Source organism: Neptuniibacter sp. QD37_11, assembly GCF_047778105.1.
GTDB lineage: Bacteria > Pseudomonadota > Gammaproteobacteria > Pseudomonadales > Balneatricaceae > Neptuniibacter.
Window position 1 is genome coordinate 2,321,071 of sequence record NZ_CP180552.1, and the last position, 21,434, is coordinate 2,342,504.

General features: G+C 44.5%; 22 protein-coding genes. 17 read left to right on the forward strand and 5 right to left on the reverse strand.

Annotation, left to right across the window (positions count from 1 at the left end; all coding sequences use genetic code 11):
• Nucleotides 1–7: 7 nt before the first annotated feature.
• Entirely contained in the window at nt 8–1,549 is a 1,542-nt protein-coding gene (mqo, locus tag ACMXYT_RS10680; protein ID WP_415911412.1) for a malate dehydrogenase (quinone), read from the forward strand.
• Between the two features lie 167 nt (nt 1,550–1,716).
• Entirely contained in the window at nt 1,717–1,896 is a 180-nt protein-coding gene (locus tag ACMXYT_RS10685; RefSeq protein WP_415891894.1) for a Fe-S-cluster oxidoreductase, read from the forward strand.
• An 89-nt stretch (nt 1,897–1,985) separates the two neighbouring features.
• Here the strand turns inward: ACMXYT_RS10685 and ACMXYT_RS10690 are convergent, their stop codons facing one another.
• Nucleotides 1,986–2,189 carry a cold-shock protein gene (locus ACMXYT_RS10690; RefSeq protein ID WP_415884078.1) on the reverse strand — a complete coding sequence of 68 codons (204 nt, stop codon included), beginning with the start codon at nt 2,187–2,189 and terminating at the stop codon, nt 1,986–1,988.
• A 519-nt stretch (nt 2,190–2,708) separates the two neighbouring features.
• Here ACMXYT_RS10690 and ACMXYT_RS10695 point away from each other — a divergent pair.
• The 4 genes from ACMXYT_RS10695 (at nt 2,709) to ACMXYT_RS10710 (ending at nt 7,790) form a co-directional block, all read left to right on the forward strand.
• A complete protein-coding gene (locus ACMXYT_RS10695) occupies nt 2,709–3,989 on the forward strand; it encodes an MATE family efflux transporter (protein ID WP_415911413.1) in 1,281 nt (426 codons plus the stop codon).
• Between the two features lie 7 nt (nt 3,990–3,996).
• Nucleotides 3,997–5,079 (forward strand): DUF3080 family protein, encoded by a 1,083-nt coding sequence (locus tag ACMXYT_RS10700; RefSeq protein ID WP_415911414.1) that lies wholly within the window; start codon nt 3,997–3,999, stop codon nt 5,077–5,079.
• Nucleotides 5,080–5,171: 92 nt separating this feature from the next.
• Nucleotides 5,172–5,810, forward strand: coding sequence for a transglutaminase-like cysteine peptidase (locus ACMXYT_RS10705; RefSeq protein WP_415912201.1), 639 nt, complete (start codon nt 5,172–5,174; stop codon nt 5,808–5,810).
• Nucleotides 5,811–5,834: 24 nt separating this feature from the next.
• Nucleotides 5,835–7,790, forward strand: coding sequence for an EAL domain-containing protein (locus tag ACMXYT_RS10710; protein WP_415911415.1), 1,956 nt, complete (start codon nt 5,835–5,837; stop codon nt 7,788–7,790).
• A 79-nt stretch (nt 7,791–7,869) separates the two neighbouring features.
• Here ACMXYT_RS10710 and ACMXYT_RS10715 read toward each other — a convergent pair whose 3' ends face one another.
• Nucleotides 7,870–8,415 carry a ProQ/FINO family protein gene (locus tag ACMXYT_RS10715; protein WP_415884072.1) on the reverse strand — a complete coding sequence of 182 codons (546 nt, stop codon included), beginning with the start codon at nt 8,413–8,415 and terminating at the stop codon, nt 7,870–7,872.
• Complete coding sequence (gene tusA / locus ACMXYT_RS10720) at nt 8,415–8,654, reverse strand: sulfurtransferase TusA (protein WP_415911416.1); 240 nt, start codon at nt 8,652–8,654, stop codon at nt 8,415–8,417. Before tusA ends, ACMXYT_RS10715 begins: the two co-directional genes overlap by 1 nt.
• Before the next feature lie 150 nt (nt 8,655–8,804).
• Between tusA and ACMXYT_RS10725 the strand changes: the two genes are divergently transcribed.
• On the forward strand, nt 8,805–9,086 hold the full coding sequence (locus tag ACMXYT_RS10725; protein ID WP_415890830.1) for an antibiotic biosynthesis monooxygenase family protein: 282 nt from the start codon (nt 8,805–8,807) through the stop codon (nt 9,084–9,086).
• Nucleotides 9,087–9,117: 31 nt separating this feature from the next.
• On the opposite strand, the gene rlmM is transcribed toward ACMXYT_RS10725, so the two are convergent.
• Together rlmM and ACMXYT_RS10735 are read right to left on the reverse strand one after the other, a co-directional pair.
• On the reverse strand, nt 9,118–10,185 hold the full coding sequence (gene rlmM / locus ACMXYT_RS10730; RefSeq protein ID WP_415911417.1) for a 23S rRNA (cytidine(2498)-2'-O)-methyltransferase RlmM: 1,068 nt from the start codon (nt 10,183–10,185) through the stop codon (nt 9,118–9,120).
• Entirely contained in the window at nt 10,182–10,784 is a 603-nt protein-coding gene (locus tag ACMXYT_RS10735; RefSeq protein WP_415911418.1) for an alpha/beta family hydrolase, read from the reverse strand. The genes rlmM and ACMXYT_RS10735 overlap by 4 nt, the downstream gene beginning before the upstream one ends.
• 370 nt (nt 10,785–11,154) lie before the next feature.
• Between ACMXYT_RS10735 and ccoN the strand changes: the two genes are divergently transcribed.
• The 10 genes from ccoN to hemN all read left to right on the forward strand — a co-directional run bounded on the left by ccoN (nt 11,155) and on the right by hemN (nt 21,375).
• Nucleotides 11,155–12,585 carry a cytochrome-c oxidase, cbb3-type subunit I gene (ccoN, locus tag ACMXYT_RS10740; RefSeq protein ID WP_415884066.1) on the forward strand — a complete coding sequence of 477 codons (1,431 nt, stop codon included), beginning with the start codon at nt 11,155–11,157 and terminating at the stop codon, nt 12,583–12,585.
• A 23-nt stretch (nt 12,586–12,608) separates the two neighbouring features.
• Entirely contained in the window at nt 12,609–13,226 is a 618-nt protein-coding gene (ccoO, locus tag ACMXYT_RS10745; RefSeq protein WP_415884648.1) for a cytochrome-c oxidase, cbb3-type subunit II, read from the forward strand.
• Nucleotides 13,227–13,232: 6 nt separating this feature from the next.
• Entirely contained in the window at nt 13,233–13,430 is a 198-nt protein-coding gene (locus ACMXYT_RS10750) for a cbb3-type cytochrome oxidase subunit 3 (RefSeq protein ID WP_415884065.1), read from the forward strand.
• Nucleotides 13,427–14,320 (forward strand): cytochrome-c oxidase, cbb3-type subunit III, encoded by an 894-nt coding sequence (gene ccoP, locus ACMXYT_RS10755; RefSeq protein ID WP_415884064.1) that lies wholly within the window; start codon nt 13,427–13,429, stop codon nt 14,318–14,320. The genes ACMXYT_RS10750 and ccoP overlap by 4 nt, the downstream gene beginning before the upstream one ends.
• A gap of 152 nt (nt 14,321–14,472) precedes the next feature.
• The gene (gene ccoG / locus ACMXYT_RS10760) at nt 14,473–15,894 is read left to right on the forward strand and encodes a cytochrome c oxidase accessory protein CcoG (RefSeq protein WP_415912202.1); all 1,422 of its coding nucleotides are present in this window, start codon (nt 14,473–14,475) and stop codon (nt 15,892–15,894) included.
• 126 nt (nt 15,895–16,020) lie between these two features.
• Nucleotides 16,021–16,545: a FixH family protein gene (locus ACMXYT_RS10765; RefSeq protein ID WP_415884063.1), complete on the forward strand. Its 525-nt coding sequence runs from the start codon at nt 16,021–16,023 to the stop codon at nt 16,543–16,545.
• On the forward strand, nt 16,542–19,058 hold the full coding sequence (locus ACMXYT_RS10770; protein ID WP_415911419.1) for a heavy metal translocating P-type ATPase: 2,517 nt from the start codon (nt 16,542–16,544) through the stop codon (nt 19,056–19,058). Before ACMXYT_RS10765 ends, ACMXYT_RS10770 begins: the two co-directional genes overlap by 4 nt.
• A gap of 32 nt (nt 19,059–19,090) precedes the next feature.
• Nucleotides 19,091–19,285 (forward strand): cbb3-type cytochrome oxidase assembly protein CcoS, encoded by a 195-nt coding sequence (gene ccoS, locus ACMXYT_RS10775; RefSeq protein WP_415884061.1) that lies wholly within the window; start codon nt 19,091–19,093, stop codon nt 19,283–19,285.
• Entirely contained in the window at nt 19,278–19,943 is a 666-nt protein-coding gene (locus ACMXYT_RS10780; RefSeq protein WP_415898653.1) for a sulfite exporter TauE/SafE family protein, read from the forward strand. Before ccoS ends, ACMXYT_RS10780 begins: the two co-directional genes overlap by 8 nt.
• A gap of 43 nt (nt 19,944–19,986) precedes the next feature.
• Nucleotides 19,987–21,375: an oxygen-independent coproporphyrinogen III oxidase gene (hemN, locus tag ACMXYT_RS10785; RefSeq protein WP_415911420.1), complete on the forward strand. Its 1,389-nt coding sequence runs from the start codon at nt 19,987–19,989 to the stop codon at nt 21,373–21,375.
• Nucleotides 21,376–21,434 lie beyond the last annotated feature (59 nt).

The window sequence follows — 21,434 nt, forward strand, 5'->3', positions numbered from 1 at the left end:
AGTTCCTATGACCACAAAATCAGTAGACGTATTGCTAGTCGGCGCGGGAGCTATGAGTACGACCCTTGGCGTCATGCTCAAGCAGCTAGATCCTTCCCTGAAAATCAGCATGATCGAGCGCCTAGATCATGTCGCCCATGAAAGTACAGATGGCATGAACAATGCCGGTACGGGCCACGCGGCATATTGTGAATTGAACTACACGCCACAAATGCCAGACGGCACGATCAATGCCACTAAAGCTTTCGCGATTAACGCCTCTTTCGAAGTTAGCTTGCAATTCTGGTCATACCTCGTAGAACAAAACGCCCTTCCTGAACCTTCTCAATTTATTAACCCTGTACCACACCAAAGCTTTGTATGGGGTGAGAAGAACGTAGAATTCCTTCGCAATCGTTATGAGACATTGAGTGCTACGCACCAGTTTGCGGACATGGAATACAGCGAAGATCACGCAGTATTGAAAGAGTGGATGCCACTGGTCATGGAAAACCGTGACCCAAGCGAGAAAGTTGCAGCCACTCGTGTTGCTTACGGTTCCGACGTAAACTTTGGTTCGCTTGCACGTAACATGGTGAACTTCCTAGAAGCTCAAGATGATTTCGAACTTCTACTAAGCCGTACAGTAAAGGATCTTAAGCAAGACCAAGATAAAAACTGGACTATTACGCTAAAGAATGACCAAACTGGCGATAAAGAAGTTATCAACGCTAAGTTTGTATTCCTTGGTGCGGGTGGTGGCGCGCTACCGCTTCTACAGAAAGCAGGCATCTCTGAAGGTAAAGGTTATGGCGGCTTCCCTGTAAGTGGTCAATGGTTAGTTTGCCGCAAACCAGAAATCGTTAAAAAGCACTTGGCTAAAGTTTATGGTACAGCACCTATCGGTGCCCCACCGATGTCCGTACCTCACTTGGATACTCGAGTCATCGGCGGTGAACAAGCCCTACTGTTTGGCCCATTTGCTGGATTTACGACTAAGTTCTTGAAGAAAGGTTCTATCTTCGACATGCCACTAAGCATCAACCTTGGCAACATCAAGCCGATGCTTTCTGTAGGCATGAATAACATGGACCTTACTAAGTATCTAATCAGCGAAGTAATGCAGTCTCACAGCTCGCGTGTAGACGCACTCAGAAACTTCTTCCCTGATGCAAAAGATGAAGACTGGGAGCTTTCCTACGCAGGCCAGCGCGTGCAGATCATCAAAGAAGATGAAAACGGAAAAGGTAAACTAGAATTCGGTACCGAAGTAATCTCGGCTGAAGACGGTACACTTGCGGCTCTTCTAGGTGCTTCACCAGGTGCTTCAACTGCAGTCCAGACAATGATTAACATCGTAGAGACATGCTTCGCGGATAAACTTGCTACACCAGAGTGGCAAGACAAAATTCATGCGATGATCCCATCTTACGGTCAGGATCTGACTAAAGATGCAGCGTTACTGAATAGCGTGCGTGAGCGCACTTTATCTACGCTGGGGCTTGATACTATAAAAAAGACTGAACTGCAGGCTGATAGCAGCCTGCAAGATCAAGGCACAGCAGCCTAGTCGAATACAACTATAATGATAAAGAGCCAATTCCAAAGCCGGTCTTATGACCGGCTTTTTTATTTCACCGCCCTTTTCGCTACAATAACCTTTTAACCTTTCCTGCCATTACTATGCAATGTAGAGAAAACTGCGGTGCCTGCTGTATTGCACCGAGCATCACCAGCTTGAACAAACCTGCAGGCGAACGTTGTAAGCATTTAGATCAGCAAAATCGATGTAAAATCTTTGGTACAGATCAAAGACCAAAAGCTTGTGCTAACTTTGCACCTGAAGAAGAATTTTGTGGTCAAAATAGAGAAGAAGCACTGCAGATTCTAACCCTTCTGGAAAGCAGCACTCATTAATCGATACAGCTTTTAGGTAATAAAAAAGCAAGCCCTAGGCTTGCCTTTCTATCGTGTGCAGGACGGGACTTTAACCCCGTAGCAACAGCTTAAACTTTAACGATGTTTTCAGCTTGTGGGCCTTTTTGACCTTGAGTCACAGTAAACTCTACTTTTTGGCCTTCAGCTAAGCTTTTGAAGCCTTCACCCTGAATTGCACTGAAATGTGCAAATACGTCTGGACCACCTTCCTGCTCAATAAAACCAAAGCCTTTTTCGTCGTTAAACCACTTAACTGTTCCAGTTGTTGCCATCTTTCAAAACCCTATTTTGGATAATTAAAATCAGCCGAAGCAACGAAAGATTTCCTGCTTAAAGCTGTTAAATAGAAAAAACCGACCGCATTGAAAGAGTTAGGCCAAGAGTTTCCTTGCCGCAACATTAAAGCAGCCATGTCTTTTCCGATCATCTGATCATAGCGCTGCTTTGTGTTAATTCAATTCCATTTGTGCGTTTTTTGATGTTTTTTTAACCAAAAAGGACTCTACAATAGTCTAAGACTCGACTAATCGGTAAGTGTTCTGCTGTCATATCCGCCTTTTTACACAACTTGTTAGCGCGATTAAGCTCTTAATTTTTAACATAAGATTTAATCTATCTGCGCTTCATCGCGGTATACTTAAAATCAATACAGGTTCGAGAAGAGCTATAACAACTTAACTCTGCCTCTTTCAGTTTTATCTAAGGATCATCCCCTGAAACGCCTAGAAGAAATCAAAATAATTCTTGCACTTGGCTTCCCTATAGCGATCGCTCAAGTCGCACAAACCTCTATGGGTTTTGTCGATACGCTGATGGCCGGACGTTACAGCGCAACAGATCTAGCCGCTGTGGCATTAGGGTCAAGTATCTGGCTACCCATTTTTATTGCTAGCCAAGGCATCTTAATGGCCACCACGCCTATGGTTGCGCATCTTGTAGGTGCCAATAAAGAAAATGCGAGCTCGGAAACACTGCATCAGGGCGTGATTATAGTCGCGATTTTAAGCTTACTTGCGATATTTACCCTGCATAACTGCGATCCAGTTCTTACCTTCATGGGCGTAGAAGAGGAGCTAGCAAGCTTAACCACACAATACCTAGCTGCTATAAGCTGGGGATTCCCTGCCCTTCTACTTTATCAACTTATCCGCAGCTATATTGAAGGTTTTGGTAAAACACAACCTGCGATGAAAATTTCCATCCTTGGACTTTTATGTAACATCCCACTTAACTATGCACTTATCTATGGCGAGTTTGGTTTTCCAGAACTAGGAGGCGTAGGTTGCGGCTGGGCAACAGCTATTGTTATGTGGATTATGTTCATTAGCGCGTTTATCTATCTGGCCAAATCACCAACCTTTATAACAATCAAGCCTTTCTCTGGCTGGTCTTTACCTGACCTGCCAGCACTTAAAAACTTTTTAAAGTTAGGACTACCTATAGGTATCGCTCTTTTAATCGAAGTCAGTATGTTTTCAGTAATTGCCTTGCTTTTGGCGGATCTTGGCGAAGTAATGATCGCCTCTCACCAAATCACAATCAGCTTTACTGGCCTGATCTTTATGCTGCCTTTAAGTATATCTCTGGCGCTCACTATACGCGTTGGCCATCAACTCGGGGCGCAAAAACCTGAAGCTGCGAAATTCAGTGCAGTTACAGGCTTGATTATCACTTTAACCCTAGCGATCTTCAGTTCTTCATTGATGGCACTATTTGCAACATCTATTGCCGAACTCTATACCCAAGAGCTTCAGATCATTGAAATCGCCAGCACTTTGATCATTATTGCGGCTCTTTTCCAGTTCTCAGATGCCATCCAGATAACATGCTCAGGCGCTCTTAGGGGTTACAAAGATACCGTAGTTCCTCTCATGCTTGTATTTATCGCCTATTGGCTGATTGGTCTACCTTCTGGTTATATCTTAGGTAAAACAGAGTTAATCACTGAAGCGATGGGCCCTAAAGGGTTCTGGGTTGGTTTACTTATTGGCTTAACCATTGGCGCTATACTGTTAATTACTCGATTACATTGGAAAAGCAACCAATTGCTCAGCCAAGCCCAACATCGTTAACCTAGTTATGCTAAAACGGCTCTCTATTCTTATCGTCCTACTTATATCCCTAAGCGGATGTAGCCGAGATACACCTGAACTGGTATTGGGGAATTACCTTTACCGCCTGAGTAACACCCTCGATCTAAACCAACCTCAGTCATACATCCCTGAAGCAAGGATACAATTCCCTCTTAAACGCGATCGAATACTTAAAACCACAGAGATCCGTGAAGGCCTTTTAGATGTATTGAAATTAAAACGTTGTGACCTGCTACCTTTAATCGCAGAACGCAATAGCTCTCTTGGCAAGGTCGCCAAGCCATCAGCAAAATTACAATATGAGCTAAATTTCTATTATTTATTAACTCAGTGCCGAGAATCTTTGCGCAATGCCAGCGCTATTGATACCGAACTACTAAAAAGAGTAAACGAAATCCATCGCGTTAAACGCGACAATTTACCTGCAGAATTATGGAATGGGATTTTTACTGCTTCAGAAATGGAAGCCAACTTCAGCCGTTCGCAAACTGCCCTACCTCTAGTTGATAACAGCAGTACTCAACAGAGCATCGAAGCCTTGCGAACCCTTGTAAATTTAACCGCAAATAACCTTGATCAATTTGGTTTGACAAAACCTAATGAAGATCGCTTAAATCAAGCATTCAAAGTCTTGCATAGCAATCGATCTGGCCCTGCAATTATTAGCTCACTTGAAATCCTGACTTACCATCTTGATCAAGCCGCGAACTTGTTAGATAAGCGAAATTCGCCTAATACCCCTCTATGTAGAAACGAAAGCCCAAATAAAACGGCACGCATCTTAGAAAACGTTTTTTATAAGTTTTATATAGGTGAAGTTCTACCTTATTTAGCACAAACTGACCGATATGCCTCCCAGTGGCTCGACCTTAATCAGCAATTACTGCAAAATTACACAACACTTTCTATAAGCATCCCACAATCAATGGAAACTTATTCAACCACAATACTGTCCAAAACAGCACCTCATAGTGTTTGGTTGAGTTATCAACGCGCTAGGGATAAACATACAGAAGCTTGGCAAAAAACCTTAAAAAATTGCGGCATGATGCCGACACAGAAAGACTAACCGCTTTTTGAGCTACGGATTGGACATTGAACCCAGCCTTTAAATCAAAACAGCACTGTAACAATTTATCGTTTAATACGGTATTTTTTGTATTGTTACTGTTTGCTTCAGCCCTTCTGCTTACCCAAGTAGATGCTGAAAGCGTGCGCCTGAGTAAAGCTGATATTGAAAAGCTAGGGAACAAATACGGCGCAAAAGCGAAGCGCAGACTCGAAACCTGGCAGAATCTTCTAACTGAATTAGCCAATGAGAGCGAAAGTAACAAGCTGGAACGCGTAAACGACTTTTTTAACCAAGTGCGATTTATCGATGACATCAAGCACTGGAAAAAGAAGGATTACTGGGCCACACCCGTAGAATTTCTAATCACCAACGGCGGTGACTGCGAAGATTTTAGCATCGCAAAATACTACACACTCAAAGAGCTGGGTGTACCCGTAGAAAAAATGAATTTAGCCTACGTTAAAGCCTTAGAGTATAACCAAGCCCACATGGTTTTAACGTACTACCCCAAACCACGTGCAACTCCTTTAGTTCTGGACAACATTAACGGCGAAATTTTGCCCGCGTCAAAGCGTACAGACCTGTTACACGTTTATAGCTTTAATGGTGATAAACTATGGCTCTCCAAAATGGGCCGCAGAACTACATTAGTAGGAACATCAGACAGATTAAAGCCTTGGGTAAAACTGCAATCTCGTATTGAAAACAATGACATTAACCTAAGGTAGGTTTAATGATGAGGAGTATCTATTATGTCACTGGTTAACCAACTTATCGCCGCGATCTTTGCGGTACTTATAGGTTTGGTTTCTGGCACCCTTTACATAATGTCAGAAAGCTCGCGCTCTGTTCTTCAGGATCAACTGGAGTCACATGCGCAGGATTCTGCCACCCATTTAGGCCTTTACCTTGCCCCTTATATGGCTGAAAACGATAGCGCGACTATTGAAACAGCCGTCAATGCTATTTTTGACAGTGGCTTCTACCAACGCATTATCGTTACCAATGCGGATGAAGAGATTCTGTTTGAGAAAAAAACTAAAGAAACCATCAGCGAAGAAGTGCCTGAGTGGTTCAGATCGATGGTGCAGATAACACCACCATCCATGTTCAGGGAAGTAACTCACCAGTGGCAACAAGTGGGTAAAATCTACGTACAAAGTAGCGCGGGTTATGCTTACGACAAGCTTTGGAAAGGTGCACAAGATAGTATCATTCTGTTTATCTCTTTATCGATTCTATGCCTACTCGCTATAAGCTCACTGATTAGATACCTACTAAGACCATTACACTCTGTAGAGCAGCAAGCTATCGCTCTTTCTGAAAAACGCTATCTAGAGCAAGAAAAGTTGCCGGGCACACGTGAACTTAAGCGTGTAGTACAAGCAATGAACCGCATGGTTAAGCAAGTGCAGGTAATGTTCGATGAGCAAGCCCGCAATATTGAAGAGTTACGTCGAAACGCCTATCAAGACAGTTTAACAGGCTTATCTAATCAACGCGCAACTGAAGCACAACTAGCCGAACGCCTTGATTACCGTAAAGATTTTGGTAGAGGCACTCTATTCAATATCCACCTATGCAATCTGCAAGAGACTAACCAGCAGATAGGCATGGATAAGACCAACAACCTACTGAAACACCTAGCCAGCCATCTAGAAGAATTTGCACGTGGCTCTGATCAAAGTGTACTTGGCCGTGTGACTGGTGCCGACTTCATACTGCTGGTTAATACAATCGATACCGACCAGTTGAAACTCAAACTGGAACAACTTGACCAAGAAATTCGGAAACACCTTGCTCAATTGATGGGACAAGATATCGAAGACTCAATCATCAGTATCGGTAGCTGCGAATGCAGTGATGAGAGTAATAGTTCACAACTATTGTCCGAAGCACGTATCGCCAGCAATGAAGCTGAGCAATCGAAAGTACTGTGGAAACAGTTCAACACATCAGAAAAAACCGCAACTCAGCCACAGCAATCTGACTGGAAACAACACGTTGCTAACACGATCAATCAGCGCCAAATCTTTTTACAGATTCAGAGCGTGTTTAGCAAAAAGCCTGGCTCTATGCCGATTCAAGATGAGATCTTTGCACGTATTCTTAATCAGGAAAACCAACCCGCTTCTGCCGGAGAGTTCATCAGCGTAGTAAAAGAGCTTGGCTTAATGCCTGAAATGGACCGAGCTGTAATCGAACTAGCGCTAGAACAACATGAGAAGATCGCCTGCCCGCTGACTATTAACTTGAGCCATGAGGCCGTCAGTAGCGAGAACTTTAGAACATGGTTACTTGATAAGCTAAAGACCATCAGCCCTAGCGTTAAAGTTCTGTTCGAGTTGGATGAAACCAGTGTACTGAACAACATTGAAGGCATTCTAGAGTTCCGTAAGGCTCTAAAGTCTATTGGCGCAGAGTTTGGTGTCGACCATTTCGGTATTCACCCTAGCGGCTTCTCTTACCTGTACTCAATACAACCTGATTACATCAAGATTGATGGGGCTCTAATCCGTAATATCGATCAGAACGATGAAGACCGCTTCTTTGTCAGCAGCCTGATCAGCGTAGCCCATAGCCTTGAGATCAAAGCTTACGCCGAGCATGTAGAAAGAGAAAGTCAGCTACAGATCCTTGAAGCGCTAAATGTGGATGGTAGCCAAGGTTATCTTCACGGCACGCCAAAACCCTTAAGCAAAGCTTAGGGGTTTGATAACCATACTCCAAACATAAAAAAACGGCGGTATAACCGCCGTTTTTTTGTATCTAGCTTAGGACTATGGCTTATTTACGACCCACTAGCATTTCAAGCTTTTTACTCATACGCTCTTCACGCTCTTGCTCTTTGCGCTTCTCTTGACGTACTTTGTTGATCTCTTTCAACTTGCCTTTTGCGTGATCTGACTCTTCTTTAGTCACTACACCAGCTGGCTCACCATTGATATCAATACGCTCAGCACCTTCACGCAGGGAGCGGTAGTAGTTCAGTGAACGAACATAACTCGCAAGAGCACGTTTGATTTTGTTCTTAGCGACTTTTTCGTCAGCAACAAGATCTTCTTGGATGCCTATTTTTAGAGGCCTAACGTTTTTACGATCAAAGGTTTTCGGATACGCTTCCATCAACTGCTGCAGAGCAGCCATATTTGCAGCACGGTTTTTGGATTTCGCCTTTGGCGTTTTGTTTACTACGTCATTCACCTGATTAGCCTCTGATTGGAAAACTTGCTTTGACTGAGTCAGATTCGCCTCCGCAGAATCTAGCATATTTTCCAATTGATCAATTAATTGCCTAGTTTTAGTACTTATCTGCTCAACATCCACAGACATCATTCACCCTTACGAATGTAATACCCGTAAAGGTCGTCTTCTACATACTGCTCAACCAATTCATGTCCTAAAAACGTACAGAACTTAGGAACATCGCGCTGAGTAGAGGGATCAGTTGCCAAAATATGCAGCACTTCCCCTGCCAGCATATCCCTAACATGATTATGCAACATCATAACAGGCTCAGGGCAGTATAGGCCCTTTGCATCAAGAATATGGTCGGCTTTGATGTCCGTCATGTTTTATCTCTTGCAGAAAGATGCGTATTGTCTCAAATTACCTATGACAGCAAAAGTCATTTAATCAGTAATTAAGCAACTAAAGTCGCTTTTAAAATAAAAATAATCCATTCTATATGTGTGGAACGTAGTTTTAGATGGAGAGATCATATGATTCGAGTACTAATCGAACGACATATTGCCGATGACTTAGGCGCACACTATGAAAAAGCTGCCCGTGAAACGCTTCAATTAGCAATGCAAGCGCACGGTTTCATTTCTGGCGAAGCACTGAAAAACACCAGAGATCCAAACCACCGTTTAGTCGTAGCAAACTACCGGACCTTACAAGACTGGCAGCGCTGGTCGACATCGTCAGAACGCCAAGAAATGATGGCGACAATTAACCCCATGTTGGAAACAGAAGAAAAAGTCACCGTTTTTGAACACTAAGTTGCTGAACTGCCATCTTAACGCTGTATTTTTACAGCACTCTAAGGTGGCAGGTTATCTCTTCACGGTCATGATAAAGGTGTTTAGCCGATAACTCATACGCTAAGCCCTCCTGCATAAACCTTTCAGCAATCAGATTTAAACAAGATACAACCTCTTGATAACGTTGCTTCATTGGTAGCTTAAGATTAAAGATAGCTTCATCGCACCAACCATTAATCACCCAATCAGCCGCCATCCCAGCCGTTTTAATCGGTTTATCCACAACATCACACACCATCATATTGACAGGCTGCACTGGTATAAATTTGTATGCATCTTCTTGGACGTGGGTCACTTGCCCGGATTCCATCAACTGATCTTGCATCGGCCCATTATCAACTGCAGTAACAAACATACTGCGCTGAACCAACTGCCAGGTCCAACCGCCCGGTGCGGCCCCCAGATCTACTGCTGTTGAACCATGAGGGATTCGCTGATCCCAATCATCACGTGGAATAAACCAGTGCCATGCCTCTTCCAATTTCAACGTTGAGCGGCTTGGAGCTTGTTTGGGAAATTTAAGACGGGGTACACCTAGTGGCCAAGGCGCTGAATTATTCACAGGCGCATAACCTACGAACATTTCACTACCAGACAGTACGAACAGCAACAAACGATTCCCTTTGCTATTCGCTTTTTTCTTCAAACGTCCGCTCTTACGCAACTTCTGAGCCAAAGCTGAGCTAAACTTCTTCGAAAAGGTCGCTAACTCGCGGCCATCTGTTGTATCGGGGTACTCTGCCCAAAGATCAGTACAATCAGGAAAATCAGCAAGAATCTGTTGTAGCTGCGAAATACGATCATCACGCTCAAGCTCCTGACAATCACCACAAACCATCCACTGCCTTACAAAAATCAAACTATTAAAATCAATTTCAGCAATAGCCCGCTCTGCATCACCTGGAGTTTGCAAATGAAACTCTACATAACCCTGACCAGACTCTAAGGTGCAGTATCCGTATAGGCCGATAGTAGAGCACTGATCTGCAATCTCCCCTGCGACCTCTTTCTCGAAGCCTGAGCGGCACTGTAGGACTAATCGATTAAAATATGTCAACTTAGCTGTTTCCCGATAATCTGAGCGATATGGTCCATATGCTGAATTTGCGTAAAACCTGAAGCCTTACGTGGTTTGATGTCATGATCACCATCCTCAAACCAATACACATGAACAGATGACGGCAAATTGTACTCTGTAACTTCAGGAAGTGAACCCATTGGATCCCTTTCGCCTTGAAATATATGCAAAGGCTTTGGTAAATCTTTTAAATGATCAACACGTAACGAATCGGGCTTTCCACGTGGATGAAAAGGATAACCGAATACAAATCCAGCACTCACGGCTGGATGACTAAGTAGCATTGAAGCAGCACGCCCCCCCATAGATTTTCCCGCCAAATACAGTGGCTGACCATCCACTACTTGCTCTTCAATCAATTGTGTAAAGTAATCCAGCAATTTAGGCATTCTATCTGGAGGGCGTCGCTTGCCCGTTTCTCTAATGGTCTGCATATATGGAAATTCAAAACGAACAACCTGCAATCCAAGTTTAGCTAAGCGCAGAGCCATCTGTTGCATAAAGTCACTGTCCATTGGCGCACCCGCACCATGCGCAAATAACACTTTCCCCGTTTTCAATTCACCATCAATTAACATAAACAGCCCCTTAATCAGTCAAAAAATGAGTTTTACCGCTGTTTCAAAGTTGACTTGAATCAACAAACGCTGAGAAAAGCCTTACTGTGCAGCACAAAATGCGACGTTTTTTACGACAAAAAACGCCAAAATTATATCTCTTTTTAAAACAAAGGATTACAACCTATAAAAAATATTCCTTATATTTCATTAAGTTAAAAAACACCCCAACCTAAAAGTATAAAGCAAACAATACCTAGGTAGAAATTTCGCAACTGCGACAAAATGCCTCATTGAATGACCTAAACACATTGAAAATAAGGCCCTATTCCAAGATAATTGCCTGCGAAACTCAAAATTTCCATAAATAGCTTGTTGATGAGAGCCTGACATGAGCACAGCAACTGAACACCCCACCTACAATTATAAAGTGGTGCGCCAGTTCGCCATCATGACAGTAATTTGGGGTATCGTCGGTATGACCGTCGGTGTCCTAATTGCTGCACAGTTGGTTTGGCCAGCACTAAACTTTGATACAGCGTGGCTGACTTACGGTCGTCTACGTCCACTGCACACTAACGCAGTTATCTTTGCATTCGGCGGCTGTGCCCTGTTTGCAACATCTTACTATGTAGTTCAACGCACCAGCCAACGCCGCCTGATCTCTGATGGCCTTGCAGCGTTTACATTCTGGGGCTGGCAAGCAGTTATCCTTGCAGCAGCAATTACTCTGCCGCTAGGTCTAACTTCTTCCAAAGAATATGCTGAGCTAGAATGGCCAATCGACCTGCTAATCACTATCGTGTGGGTTGCATACGCTATTGTATTCCTAGGTACTGTGAAGATGCGTAAGACATCTCACATCTACGTAGGTAACTGGTTCTACATGGCATTCATCATCACTGTAGCTGTTCTACACATCGTTAACAGCATGGCTATCCCTGTTTCTATGTGGAAGTCTTACTCCATCTACTCCGGTACTGTAGATGCGATGATCCAGTGGTGGTACGGTCATAACGCTGTAGGTTTCTTCCTGACAGCTGGCTTCCTAGGTATGATGTACTACTTCGTACCAAAACAAGCTGAACGTCCAATCTACTCTTACCGTCTATCTATCGTTCACTTCTGGGCGTTGATTGCGACATACATCTGGGCTGGTGGTCACCACCTTCACTACACAGCGCTTCCTGACTGGACTCAGTCTGTAGCGATGGTTATGTCTCTGATCCTTCTTGCTCCATCTTGGGGTGGTATGATCAACGGTATGATGACTCTATCTGGTGCTTGGCATAAGCTTCGCACGGATCCAGTTCTTCGTTTCCTTGTTGTATCTCTTTCCTTCTACGGTATGTCTACGTTCGAAGGTCCAATGATGTCTATTAAGACAGTAAACGCACTGTCTCACTACACTGACTGGACTGTTGGTCACGTACACGCTGGTGCATTGGGTTGGGTTGCAATGATCTCTATCGGTGCGGTTTACCACATGATCCCTCGCCTATTCGGTAAAGCTCAGATGTACAGCGTTGGTCTTATCAACACTCACTTCTGGCTAGCGACAGTAGGTACGGTTCTATACATCTGCGCGATGTGGGTTAACGGTATCCTACAGGGTCTAATGTGGCGTGCAGTTAACGCTGACGGTACTTTGACTTACAGCTTCGTAGAAGCACTAGAAGCTTCTCACCCTGGTTACTTTGTTCGTTGGTTGGGCGGTATGTTCTTCCTGACTGGTATGATTCTGATGGCCTACAACACTTGGCAGACTGTTCGTAAAGGCAGCACTGCACCAGAAGCTCAAGCTTCTGCACAGGCAGCTTAAGGTCATAGGAGCAGATAGAAATGATCAAACACGAAACGATAGAAAAGAACATTGGCCTGATGATTCTGCTTATCATCATCGTAATCAGCGGTGGTGGCCTAGCAGAGATCGTTCCTCTGTTCTTCCAAACTTCTACTACTAAGCCAATTGAAGGCCTACGTACTTACACTCCGCTTGAGTTTGAAGGCCGTGACATCTACATCCGTGAAGGTTGTAACACTTGTCACAGTCAGATGATCCGTCCTTTCCGTGCTGAAACGGAACGTTACGGTCACTTCTCAACTGCGAATGAGCACGTTTGGGAACACCCATTCCTATGGGGTTCTAAGCGTACAGGTCCAGACCTAGCTCGTGTAGGTGGTCGTTACTCTGATGATTGGCACCGCGCTCACTTGTACAACCCTCGTGACGTTGTACCTGAGTCTAAGATGCCTTCTTACCCATGGTTGTTTGAAAACAAACTAACCGGTGCAGACACTGCTAAGAAGCTTGAAGCACAACGCGCTGTTGGTGTTCCTTTCACTGACGAGCAGATCGCTAATGCCCAGAAAGAAGTTCAGGGCAAATACGAGATCGATGCTGTTGTAGCTTACCTACAAGCACTGGGTAAAATGCATTCTGAATACACTAACAAGCGGTAGTAACGCGTGAGTTACGAAGTTTATGGCCCTTATATACCGGTAATCATGCTGATTACGTTCTTGGCGCTATTTGTTTGGGTGCTTAATCCAAAGAATAAAGACAAGTACGACGATGCAGCCAATATGCCTCTGAACGAACCTGATGAGGCAGACGAGATGAAACCGGACAATACAGAGGCCAGTGACGGGAGAATTGAAAAATGAGTGCTTTTTGGAGCGCATGGGTAGCAGTGATTACCCTAGCTGTAATTCTTGGTTGTGCTTGGCTATTGATTGCTACTCGCAAAAGTCAGCCGCACCAAGATACAACTGAAGAAACATTAGGCCATGAATTTGATGGCATTGCTGAATACGATAACCCTCTGCCAAAATGGTGGTTCCAGATGTTTATGGGCACCGTTGTTTTCGGCATTGTTTATCTTATTCTTTACCCAGGTTTAGGTAGTTTCCCAGGTCTCTTGAACTGGACTTCTACTGGCCAGTGGGAAGAAGAAATGGCTCACGCTGAAGAGACGTACAAGCCGATCTTTGCAAAATACGCAGCTATGTCTGCAGAAGAGCTACAGCACCCAGACAACGCACTAGGCCTAAAAATGGGTCAGCGTATGTTTGCGAACAACTGTTCTCTATGTCACGGCACAGCAGCAACAGGTGCACACGGTTTCCCTAACCTAACGGACAACGATTGGTTGTACGGTGGTGACGAGAAGACTATCAAGACATCTATTGCTAACGGTCGTAACGGCGGCATGCCACCTTGGGGCGCTGTACTAGGCGAAGAAGGCGTACGTGACGTAACTAACTACGTACTATCTCTAAGCGGTGCAGAAGCTGATGCAGAAGGCGCAGCTCGCGGTAAAGGTCAATTCCAAGCACTATGTACTGCTTGTCACGGTACTGACGGTAAAGGTCTACCTATCCTAGGTGCACCTAACCTAACTGATGACATCTGGTTGTACGGTGGTAGCTTCGAAAAAGTGGCTCACTCTATCCGCGTTGGTCGTAATGGTGTAATGCCAGCTCATAAAGACCTACTAAGCGATGAGAAGATTCACCTGATCACTGCATACGTTTACAGCCTATCTAAAAAGTAATTAGATAGTTGAACTAAAATAAAGGCGATATGATGTAGATCATGTCGCCTTTTTTTTTGAGGATCTATTATAATATTCAACTTTGCTAATACATGGTGAGCGTATTAGTTCTGATGAGTTTAACTTTCACTGGTGAGTATGTGAGCAACGATATGAATCAGATCCCGGTTCAAGATGTCACACCCAAGAGCAAGAAAAAATCCCAAGAGTACGACCTATATGCCAAACGCGAGCATATTTATGTAAAGAATTACAAAGGTATCTTTAAAACCTTACGCCAAGGCTCTAGCTTTATCATGCTATTGATGTTCTTTGGCTTCTCATGGATCACATGGGATGGCAGACAAGCCGTTCTGTTTGACCTGCCCAACAGACAATTCCATGTATTTGGTAGCACCTTCTGGCCACAAGACTTTATGTTACTGTCTTGGCTACTGATTATTCTTGCCTTTGCCCTGTTCTTCTTTACCGTATTTGCCGGTCGATTATGGTGTGGCTACGCTTGCCCGCAATTCGTTTGGACTTGGATCTATATCTGGATAGAGAACTTCACCGAAGGTGATCGCAACAAGCGAATGAAGCTGGATAAATCTAAAGGCTGGAGCAAAGAAAAATTACTTAGAAAAAGCGCAAAACACTTCCTATGGGTCGCCTTCTCTATTATTTCCGCTATCGCGTTTGTTGGTTACTTCACTCCAATTCGCGAGCTTATCCCAAGCATCTTTAGTTTTGAACTTGGCCCTTGGGAGATGTGGTGGTTAGGCTTTCTTGCCGTAGCAACCTATGGCAACGCTGGCTGGTTACGTGAGCAGGTATGTATCTACATGTGCCCTTACGCTCGCTTCCAATCAGTTATGTTCGACCAAGACACTTTGATCATTTCTTACGACGAGAAACGCGGTGAAAGCCGAGGCAAACGTAAAAAAGGCTCTGACTATAAAGCAGAAGGCTTAGGCGACTGTATTGATTGCTACAACTGTGTTTATGTTTGCCCAGTGGGAATCGACATTCGCGACGGTCTGCAGTATGAGTGTGTAGCCTGCGGCGCTTGCGTTGATGCCTGCGACGACATTATGGAACGCGTCGGTTACGAAAAAGGCCTTGTACGCTACACAACTGAACATCAGCTCGAAGGCAATAAAACGCATATTATGCGTCCTAAACTGATCGGTTACTTTGTTGTCCTATGTGCTATGTGTGTTGTTTTTGCCTACACAGTCTACAGCCGTATCCCGCTCGAAGTTGACATATTACGAGACCGTGGACAGCTATATAACGAAGTCACTTCAGGCGTCATCGAGAACGTATATACACTGAAACTTGCCAATAAAGAGCAAGTTGATCATAGCTACACTATTTCAGTCACTGGCCTTGAAGGCCTTGAATATATTGGTAAGTCAGAAGTCACTATTAAAGCTGGCGAACTGATCGATTTACCAATTAGATTGAATATCAAGAAAAAATACCTAAGCAAAGCCAATAACAATATCACCTTCAAAGTAATGGCAACGGACAATTCCGATATCCTAATTGAAGAGGAAAACCGCTTTATTGGTCCTGCACCTAAGCGCTAGGTCAAAAGAAGGGTCGATAAGAAGAAATTCTAGGCCCCTTCTTTTAGAAATAAGGTAGAATAGCTGTCGGTCTGAAACTGGGTGTTCCAGTTTTGGATACGACAGTTTTTTTTTGGGTATTGATACATGAGTGACAGCGACAACAACATCCCCGGCCCATGGTACAAACAACCTTGGCTTTGGTTTATTTTATCACCAATTATTGCCGTAGTTTTTTACGGAACTTTTTACCTTTACCTATCCATCGTTACACATGACGGTTTGGTAAAAGATGACTACTACAAAGTAGCCCGCGGCCATTTTGTAGATAAAAGTCAGTCTCAAGAAGCGATCGACCTTGGCGTTAGTGGACAGTTAAATCTCGATAATACAACTGGCGACCTAATGCTGAAATTTAAGAGCAAAGGCGATTACCTTCCAGAGTTCCTTAACCTCAGTATCATTCACCCTACTCACCAGCAATACGATCAGAGTATTCTGCTTAAGCAAGTTCCTGGCACTGAAGCCTATACAGGCAGCTTAAAGAGCCTGCTACAAGGTAAGCGTTATCTGATCTTGAAGGATGAAGCCCGCAACTGGAACCTCCGTGCAGAGGCACATCCACCATACGATCAGAATACAATTGAGTTTAAACCTGCCCACGAACAATGAGCAGCAACCTTAACTCAGTAAAGTCTGCTGACTGTTACCACTGCGGCCTTACTATCCCCCCGGGTAGTAACTATAGTGCTGTAATTAACGGTGAAAGTAGAGATATGTGTTGTCCAGGCTGCCAAGCAGTCGCACAGACTATTGTAGATAGTGGCTTGGACAATTATTACAAACATCGTACTGAAGCAGCCTACTCGCCGGAGCTTAACACTAAGGACCTTCCGGAAACACTGCTTCTTGAACTTGAGCTTTACGATGACGAAAATGTGCAAAGCAATTTCGTCAAAGTTAATGAATCTAGCTCCGAAGCCACACTGGTTATCGAAGGTATTACCTGTGCAGCTTGCGTGTGGTTACTCGATCACCACATCAGTAATATCGAGGGCGTAAGTAAAGCTAAGGTCAACCTGACTAACCACCGCGCTCGTATCACTTGGGATAAATCCCAAGCAAAACTCAGCAAAATCATGGCTGAGATATACCGAATTGGTTATCAAGCCCACCCTTACCACCCTGACAAAGAAGAGCAGCTCTTAGAGCAGGAACGTAAGCGTGCAACTCGCCGTCTAGGTGTTGCCGGCATCGGCATGATGCAGACAATGATGTTTGCTATCGCGCTTTATGGCGGTGCTCTACAGGGCATGGAAGATAAGTATGTCAGCTTTATCCGCTGGGCTAGCTTAGTCATTGCAACCCCAGTAATCCTTTATTCTGCACGTCCTTTCTTTATTGCAGCGCTAAGGGATCTTAAAACTCGACACTTAACCATGGACTTCCCTGTCTCTATCGCAATCGGTGGAGCTTATTTAGCCAGTGTCTGGGCAACCATCACGAATAGTGGTGAGGTCTATTACGACTCCGTTACTATGTTCACCTTCTTCCTGTTAATTGGCCGCTACCTTGAAATGCAGGCCCGTCATAGAACAGGCAAAGCGGGTAATGCACTCCTCAACTTACTACCGGCTAGTGCTATCAAACTAGTCGATGGTGAAGAACAATTAGTACCCGCTCAAGAGCTTAAGCTAGACGATATTGTTTTGGTCAAACCAGGCCATACGATTCCTGCTGATGGCATCATCATTGCTGGTAGCAGCTCAGTAGACGAAGCTGCGCTAACGGGTGAATACCTACCTATTCGCAAAGATATCGATGACAAGGTTGTTGGCGGCACGATTAATGTCGAAAACCCGATCACGATTAAAATCACTCAGGTGGGTGACGAGACCAAACTATCAGCCATTGTTCGTTTGCTCGATCGTGCTCAAGAAGACAAACCTAAAGTTGCTCAGATTGCTGATAAAGTTGCTAGCTACTTTGTAGCGGCGGTCTTAGTCACCGCAACCGTTGTAGCGACAGGTTGGTACTTCGTAGAGCCTGCTCATGCATTCTGGATTACCCTATCTGTACTGGTAGTCACTTGTCCTTGTGCGCTTTCATTGGCCACTCCGACAGCACTCACTGCTGCCACAGGAACACTGCGCCAAAACGGTTTATTAATTACCCGAGGCCATGTTCTTGAAAGCCTTTCGACGGCAACTCATGTTGTTTTCGATAAAACAGGCACGCTAACCGAGGGTAACCTCAGTCTTCAAGAAGTGGTTCCTCTAGCGGATCATGATCAAGACGCCTGTACCAAGTTTGCTGCTGCGCTTGAAAAGCACAGTGAACATCCAATTGCACAAGCGTTCCACGATCAACAAGGTGATCTAGTAGCAACCGAGATCAAAGCAACACTTGGTCAAGGCATCGAAGGAGTGATCGACAATCAAAGATACCGTATTGGTAAACCTGATTACGCGAGCGAGATCCTAACGCAAAGCCAGCCATCGCTACCTGAAACAAGTGGGCAGTGGTTGCTACTGTGTAATGAGACTCAAGCACTAGCATGGTTCCGTCTGAATGACCAGATTCGCCGTGAAGCGAAACAGACAATTGAGATCCTTCACTCGATGGGGCTTAACTGTCAGATGCTGACGGGCGATAACTCTTCAGCGGTAGCGGAAGTAGCAAGCCAACTAGGGATAGATACCACTATCTCTGGCGTATCACCTGCAGAGAAGCTTGCTCATGTTAATAAGCTGCAAGAAGATGGTGCACATGTAATTATGGTAGGTGACGGTATTAACGACATCCCTGTACTTGCAGGCGCTCAAACGTCTATCGCTATGGGCGGCGCTTCTGATCTTGCTAAAACCAATGCGGATGGCGTACTGATCAGCCACGATCTATTGCGTCTGGCTGATGGTATTTTGCTCGCGAGAAAGACTCAAAGAATCATTAAGCAGAACCTAGCTTGGTCACTTTGCTATAACCTAAGCGCTTTACCATTAGCGGCCTTTGGCTTCATTGCTCCCTATATGGCAGCGATCGGTATGTCGGCAAGTTCATTGGTCGTAGTCGGTAATGCGATGCGCCTGAACAAATTAACCCGAGGTTCTGTCCATTCCCATGACAGAGATCAGGGTACTCAGTCGGCTAAGCCTGACGCGGTTATGCAAAATCAGGTAGAATAAGCACATTTGAAAATTAGGGTTATGTAGTTTCAATGGATATAATTTTCCTGCTGATCCCCATTGCCATCTTGTTAATTGGCTTTGCTATCTGGGCTTTCTTCTGGAACGTTAACAACGGCCAGTACGACGATCTAGACAGCCCTGCACATAGCATTCTCTATGATGATGACGAAGATCTGATTCCGGATGATGCAAAAGTAAAACCGACTGACAAAGGCAATGACTGAAGCACTTGTCATACCTACAGCATTCTTATTAGGTTTGCTTGGCGGTACGCATTGTCTAGGTATGTGCGGTGGCATAGCTGCCACCGTTTCCCTTAGCTCCCCTAAGGGAGGTCAGGGCTTCCTACTTTTACTCGGCTATAACTCTGGGCGCATTATTAGCTATGCAACTGCAGGCGCCATTTTAGGTAGCCTGAGTTGGTTATTAACCGATCCTATACTACAACTCGTACTTCGCAGCTTTGCCGGATTGATGCTTATTTTCATGGGCCTCTACATTGCCCAGTGGTGGAAAGGTTTAACTCACCTAGAAAAAGCAGGCGGTGTACTGTGGAAACAGATTAGTCCCGCTGCGAGTAAGCTTCTACCGGTTAGAAATATCGGACAAGCAATCATGCTGGGTGGCCTATGGGGTTGGCTGCCATGCGGTTTGGTTTATAGCACTTTAATTTGGGCTTCAGCAGCATCCGACTGGCTAACCAGCGCACAATTGATGGCGGCATTTGGCGTAGGCACTTTGCCTGCCATGCTGTTAACCGGTGTACTGGCCCAACAAGTTAAACAAATTCTTCAGAAGCGTCTGACCCAACATATCTCGGGCGCAATCATTATTGGAATGGGCTTATACAGCATCCCTTGGATGGGAATATTCCAACAATAACTGAGCACTTTTCGCAAGAAACTGATTACAGAGGAAGACAAACGTGGATAACAATCTGATTAAATGGGATCTGGACTTGATCAAACGATACGACCTATCGGGTCCTCGTTATACATCCTACCCTACTGCTGTTCAGTTTGACCCAGAGTTGTCTCCTAGTGATCTAGTAACAACCGGACAAAACTCTGCGGACATCAATGATCCACTTTCGCTGTATGTTCACATCCCATTCTGTGCGCATGTTTGCTACTACTGCGCATGTAATAAAGTGATCACGCGCAACCGCAAAAAAGCACAGCCTTATCTGGATACACTTTATAAAGAGATGGCTCAGCTATCTAAGTGGTACAGCAATGACCGCAAAGTAACTCAGCTACATTGGGGGGGCGGTACTCCAACATTCATTAGCCACGAGCAGATGGTCGAGCTAATGGCTGAAATGCGCAAAAACTTTAACCTTCTTGATGACGATAGCGGTGATTACTCCATCGAAATTGATCCTCGTGAAGCAAGCCTAGAAACAATCAAAGTCCTACGAGAGATCGGTTTTAACCGTATCAGTCTAGGTCTACAGGATATCGATCCAAAAGTTCAGGAAGCAGTAAACCGCGTTCAGTCAGTAGAACAAACAGCAACAATTCTAGAAGAAGCTCGCAGATTAGGTTTCCGTTCCCTGAACCTAGATTTGATCTACGGACTTCCTTACCAAACATTCGAAGGTTTTAACGCAACACTCGATACTGTGATCGAAATGAATCCAGATCGTCTTTCAGTATTCAACTACGCTCATCTTCCAGACCGTTTCCGTCCGCAGCGTCATATTCAGGAAGAAACACTGCCTAGCCCAGAGACTAAGCTTGCGATTCTAGAATCCACCATTAATAAGCTGCTTGATGCAGGTTATGTTTATATAGGTATGGACCACTTTGCTAAGCCTGATGATGAGCTAGCCATTGCTCAGCGCACAGGTAAATTACATCGTAATTTCCAAGGCTATACGACTCATTCAGAGTGCGACCTTGTCGCTATGGGCGTTTCGTCAATTAGCCAAATCGGCTCTGTTTATTATCAAAATGAGCATGACATGCCTTATTACAGTGCTGCAGTAGATAGTAACGCTCATGCAATTAAGCGCGGTGTAAGCCTGACGCAAGATGACATCATCCGTCGTCATGTAATCACACAGCTAATCTGCCACTTTGAGCTAGACAAAACAGCGGTTGAATCAAAATTTGATATTGCTTTCGACGACTATTTCGCAACTTCCATTGCTGAGCTAGAAGCATTTACTAAAGATGGCTTAATCAGCATGAATGCAAATGAGATTGTAGTCTCTCCTGCTGGTCGCCTATTGATTCGTCGTATATGTATGGCATTTGATGCATATATACCAAAAGATCAGAGTTCACAGCGTTTCTCGAAGATTATTTAACTTTCCGTATTTACGGAAATATTACATAATCAGTGGGTAGCCATTCGATATAACCACGA